This is a genomic window from Ramlibacter agri (assembly GCF_012927085.1).
GTDB lineage: Bacteria > Pseudomonadota > Gammaproteobacteria > Burkholderiales > Burkholderiaceae_C > Ramlibacter > Ramlibacter agri.
Genome location: NZ_JABBFX010000009.1, coordinates 1 through 5502 on the forward strand (window position 1 = coordinate 1; position 5502 = coordinate 5502).

A 5502-nucleotide genomic window follows, 5' to 3' on the forward strand; every position below is an offset into this window, starting at 1 on the left:
AAATTCAAAAAGCTTGACCGGCTTTCAAAAAATGTGTCATAATCGAAGGCTTCGCTGATCGCAGCGAGGTTGGCAAGAAAAGAAGGCGCAACGCTGGAGATTCTTGCAGGTTCGTTAACAAATTACAGCCGATAAGCGTGGGCGTTTGGTGGGCAGGAATTGCCAAGTTCTTCGGAACAAATCAAACGCTCTACGAAAAGAAGTGAAGTTCACTTCGATTCCTATGAGCAAACATCAAGATCGAACTGTAGAGTTTGATCCTGGCTCAGATTGAACGCTGGCGGAATGCTTTACACATGCAAGTCGAACGGCAGCACGGGGGCAACCCTGGTGGCGAGTGGCGAACGGGTGAGTAATACATCGGAACGTGCCCAGTTGTGGGGGATAACGTAGCGAAAGCTACGCTAATACCGCATACGAACTGAGGTTGAAAGCGGGGGATCGCAAGACCTCGCGCAATTGGAGCGGCCGATGGCAGATTAGGTAGTTGGTAGGGTAAAGGCCTACCAAGCCGACGATCTGTAGCTGGTCTGAGAGGACGACCAGCCACACTGGGACTGAGACACGGCCCAGACTCCTACGGGAGGCAGCAGTGGGGAATTTTGGACAATGGGCGCAAGCCTGATCCAGCCATTCCGCGTGCAGGATGAAGGCCCTCGGGTTGTAAACTGCTTTTGTACGGAACGAAAAGGCTCTCTCTAATACAGAGGGCTGATGACGGTACCGTAAGAATAAGCACCGGCTAACTACGTGCCAGCAGCCGCGGTAATACGTAGGGTGCAAGCGTTAATCGGAATTACTGGGCGTAAAGCGTGCGCAGGCGGTTATGTAAGACAGGTGTGAAATCCCCGGGCTTAACCTGGGAACTGCATTTGTGACTGCATAGCTAGAGTACGGTAGAGGGGGATGGAATTCCGCGTGTAGCAGTGAAATGCGTAGATATGCGGAGGAACACCGATGGCGAAGGCAATCCCCTGGACCTGTACTGACGCTCATGCACGAAAGCGTGGGGAGCAAACAGGATTAGATACCCTGGTAGTCCACGCCCTAAACGATGTCAACTGGTTGTTGGGTCTTCACTGACTCAGTAACGAAGCTAACGCGTGAAGTTGACCGCCTGGGGAGTACGGCCGCAAGGTTGAAACTCAAAGGAATTGACGGGGACCCGCACAAGCGGTGGATGATGTGGTTTAATTCGATGCAACGCGAAAAACCTTACCTACCCTTGACATGTCTGGAATCCCGCAGAGATGTGGGAGTGCTCGAAAGAGAGCCAGAACACAGGTGCTGCATGGCTGTCGTCAGCTCGTGTCGTGAGATGTTGGGTTAAGTCCCGCAACGAGCGCAACCCTTGTCATTAGTTGCTACGAAAGGGCACTCTAATGAGACTGCCGGTGACAAACCGGAGGAAGGTGGGGATGACGTCAAGTCCTCATGGCCCTTATGGGTAGGGCTACACACGTCATACAATGGCTGGTACAGAGGGTTGCCAACCCGCGAGGGGGAGCTAATCTCATAAAACCAGTCGTAGTCCGGATCGCAGTCTGCAACTCGACTGCGTGAAGTCGGAATCGCTAGTAATCGCGGATCAGCATGTCGCGGTGAATACGTTCCCGGGTCTTGTACACACCGCCCGTCACACCATGGGAGCGGGTTCTGCCAGAAGTAGTTAGCCTAACCGCAAGGAGGGCGATTACCACGGCAGGGTTCGTGACTGGGGTGAAGTCGTAACAAGGTAGCCGTATCGGAAGGTGCGGCTGGATCACCTCCTTTCTGGAAACCGCAATTCCCGAATCAAACGTCCACACTTATCGGTTGTTGGAAGATGTCGCCAGCGACGTTTCGCTCTTTGCTGCTGCAGCGACCGGCCCCGGGTCTGTAGCTCAGTTGGTTAGAGCACCGTCTTGATAAGGCGGGGGTCGTTGGTTCGAGACCAACCAGACCCACCATCTCCTTTGATCTGAAATCCTGGGGGATTAGCTCAGCTGGGAGAGCACCTGCTTTGCAAGCAGGGGGTCGTCGGTTCGATCCCGTCATCCTCCACCATTCGTATCCTGTAGAATCCGGGTTTCCCCGGAAGTCAACACCTAAGCGGCTTGATCGAAAGACCAGGCTGTTTTGTTGTTGATTGCGAGATTGCTCGCAAATCAATCGGCTGTTCTTTAACAATTCATAGAGTCGAATCAGCGTTGTTAGCGGAAAGAGCGTCATGGCTCACCGTGCCGCTAGCAACAATTTTTTGATTGCGTCAACCAGACTTCAATTGAGCGAAAGCGAGATTTGAAGATAACGGCATAACGCGCGAGGTGAAAGACCTCGCAAGTACTTGAATCGACGGCGAATCCTCGTGAGAGGGGTCAAAGTTATAGGGTCAAGTGACTAAGAGCATGTGGTGGATGCCTTGGCGATTACAGGCGACGAAGGACGTGATAGCCTGCGATAAGCTTCGGGGAGCTGGCAAATAAGCTTTGATCCGGAGATTTCCGAATGGGGAAACCCACCGCGCAAGCGGTATCGCACGATGAATACATAGTCGTGCGAGGCGAACCGGGTGAACTGAAACATCTCAGTAGCTCGAGGAAAAGACATCAACCGAGATTCCGAAAGTAGTGGCGAGCGAAATCGGAACAGCCTGCTAGTGATAGCGCAGAACTTAGCGGAACGGCTTGGAAAGGCCGGCTACAGAGGGTGATAGCCCCGTACGCGAAAAGATCTGTGTGGTACTGAGCTAGCGAAAAGTAGGGCGGGACACGAGAAATCCTGTCTGAAGATGGGGGGACCATCCTCCAAGGCTAAATACTCGTAATCGACCGATAGTGAACTAGTACCGTGAGGGAAAGGCGAAAAGAACCCCAGGCGGGGAGTGAAATAGATCCTGAAACCGCATGCTTACAAAAAGTAGGAGCCCGCAAGGGTGACTGCGTACCTTTTGTATAATGGGTCAGCGACTTACATTCAGTGGCAAGGTTAACCGAATAGGGTAGCCGCAGGGAAACCGAGTCCGAACAGGGCGTCCAGTCGCTGGGTGTAGACCCGAAACCAAGTGATCTATCCATGGCCAGGATGAAGGTGCCGTAACAGGTACTGGAGGTCCGAACCGACTAGTGTTGCAAAACTAGCGGATGAGCTGTGGATAGGGGTGAAAGGCTAAACAAACTTGGAAATAGCTGGTTCTCTCCGAAAACTATTTAGGTAGTGCCTCAAGTATTACCTGCGGGGGTAGAGCACTGTTTTGGCTAGGGGGTCATGGCGACTTACCAAACCAAGGCAAACTCCGAATACCGCAGAGTACAGCTTGGGAGACAGAGCACCGGGTGCTAACGTCCGGACTCAAGAGGGAAACAACCCAGACCGCCAGCTAAGGTCCCTAAAATTGGCTAAGTGGGAAACGAAGTGGGAAGGCTAAAACAGTCAGGATGTTGGCTTAGAAGCAGCCATCATTTAAAGAAAGCGTAATAGCTCACTGATCGAGTCGTCCTGCGCGGAAGATGTAACGGGGCTAAGCCAGTTACCGAAGCTGCGGATTTGCACGCAAGTGCAAGTGGTAGGAGAGCGTTCTGTAAGCCTGTGAAGGTGTCTCGAGAGGGATGCTGGAGGTATCAGAAGTGCGAATGCTGACATGAGTAGCGTTAAAGCGGGTGAAAAGCCCGCTCGCCGTAAGCGCAAGGTTTTCTACGCAACGTTCATCGGCGTAGAGTGAGTCGGCCCCTAAGGCGAGGCAGAGATGCGTAGCTGATGGGAAACAGGTCAATATTCCTGTACCGATCAATAGTGCGATGTGGGGACGGAGAAGGTTAACTCAGCCGGGTGTTGGATGTCCCGGTTCAAGCCTGTAGTCGTGCCTGGTAGGAAAATCCGCCGGGCTTAGATGAGGGGTGATAACGAGGCGGCTTGCCGCCGAAGTGAGTGATACCCTGCTTCCAGGAAAAGCCACTAAGCTTCAGCTATTGACGACCGTACCGCAAACCGACACTGGTGCGCGAGATGAGTATTCTCAGGCGCTTGAGAGAACTCGGGAGAAGGAACTCGGCAAATTGACACCGTAACTTCGGAAGAAGGTGTGCCGCAAGTCAGTGAAGTCCCTCGCGGATGGAGCTAAAAGCGGTTGCAAAAAATCGGTGGCTGCGACTGTTTAATAAAAACACAGCACTCTGCAAACACGAAAGTGGACGTATAGGGTGTGACGCCTGCCCGGTGCTGGAAGATTAAGTGATGGGGTGCAAGCTCTTGATCGAAGTCCCAGTAAACGGCGGCCGTAACTATAACGGTCCTAAGGTAGCGAAATTCCTTGTCGGGTAAGTTCCGACCTGCACGAATGGCGTAACGATGGCCACACTGTCTCCTCCCGAGACTCAGCGAAGTTGAAATGTTTGTGATGATGCAATCTCCCCGCGGAAAGACGGAAAGACCCCATGAACCTTTACTGTAGCTTTGTATTGGACTTTGAACGGATCTGTGTAGGATAGGTGGGAGGCTTTGAAGCCGGGTCGCTAGATCTGGTGGAGCCAACGTTGAAATACCACCCTGGTGCGTTTGAGGTTCTAACCTAGGCCCGTTATCCGGGCCGGGGACAGTGCATGGTAGGCAGTTTGACTGGGGCGGTCTCCTCCCAAAGCGTAACGGAGGAGTTCGAAGGTACGCTAGTTACGGTCGGACATCGTGACGATAGTGCAATGGCATAAGCGTGCTTAACTGCGAGACTGACAAGTCGAGCAGATGCGAAAGCAGGACATAGTGATCCGGTGGTTCTGTATGGAAGGGCCATCGCTCAACGGATAAAAGGTACTCTGGGGATAACAGGCTGATACCGCCCAAGAGTTCATATCGACGGCGGTGTTTGGCACCTCGATGTCGGCTCATCTCATCCTGGGGCTGTAGCCGGTCCCAAGGGTATGGCTGTTCGCCATTTAAAGAGGTACGTGAGCTGGGTTTAAAACGTCGTGAGACAGTTTGGTCCCTATCTTCCGTGGGCGCTGCAGATTTGAGGAAGCCTGCTCCTAGTACGAGAGGACCGGAGTGGACACACCTCTGGTGTACCTGTTGTCACGCCAGTGGCATTGCAGGGTAGCTAAGTGTGGAAGAGATAACCGCTGAAAGCATCTAAGCGGGAAACTCGTTTCAAGATGAGATCTGCCGGGGCCTTGAGCCCCCTGAAGAGTCGTTCTAGACCAGGACGTTGATAGGCTGGGTGTGGAAGCGCAGTAATGCGTTAAGCTAACCAGTACTAATTGCTCGTGCGGCTTGACCCTATAACTTTGATCAGACGATCAAGGTGTTGTGCCAGGGTTGAACGCAATCAAAATCCCACAGCTGTAAAGCTGCTGCTGATAAGACTCTATGAATTGGCTGCCTTGCTCCAAAAGCAAGGTGGCAACAAGTTATGCCTGATGACCATAGCGAGGTGGTCCCACTCCTTCCCATCCCGAACAGGACAGTGAAACGCCTCTGCGCCGATGATAGTGCGGATTCCCGTGTGAAAGTAGGACATCGTCAGGCTGTTAT

Annotated in this window: 2 tRNA genes and 3 rRNA genes; all 5 read left to right on the forward strand. The window is 52.8% G+C overall.

The window, feature by feature from the left end:
- Positions 1–242 precede the first annotated feature (242 nt).
- The 5 genes from HHL11_RS34075 (at position 243) to rrf (ending at position 5496) form a co-directional block, all read left to right on the forward strand.
- A 16S ribosomal RNA gene (locus tag HHL11_RS34075) occupies positions 243–1773 on the forward strand.
- Between the two features lie 99 nt (positions 1774–1872).
- Positions 1873–1949 (forward strand) — tRNA-Ile (locus tag HHL11_RS34080).
- A 21-nt stretch (positions 1950–1970) separates the two neighbouring features.
- Positions 1971–2046: transfer RNA gene (locus tag HHL11_RS34085), tRNA-Ala, on the forward strand.
- Positions 2047–2369: 323 nt separating this feature from the next.
- Positions 2370–5249, forward strand: a 23S ribosomal RNA gene (locus HHL11_RS34090).
- Between the two features lie 134 nt (positions 5250–5383).
- Positions 5384–5496: ribosomal RNA gene (gene rrf / locus HHL11_RS34095) — 5S ribosomal RNA — on the forward strand.
- The 16S, 23S and 5S rRNA genes sit together here with 2 tRNA genes alongside, the layout of an rRNA operon.
- Positions 5497–5502: the final 6 nt, after the last annotated feature.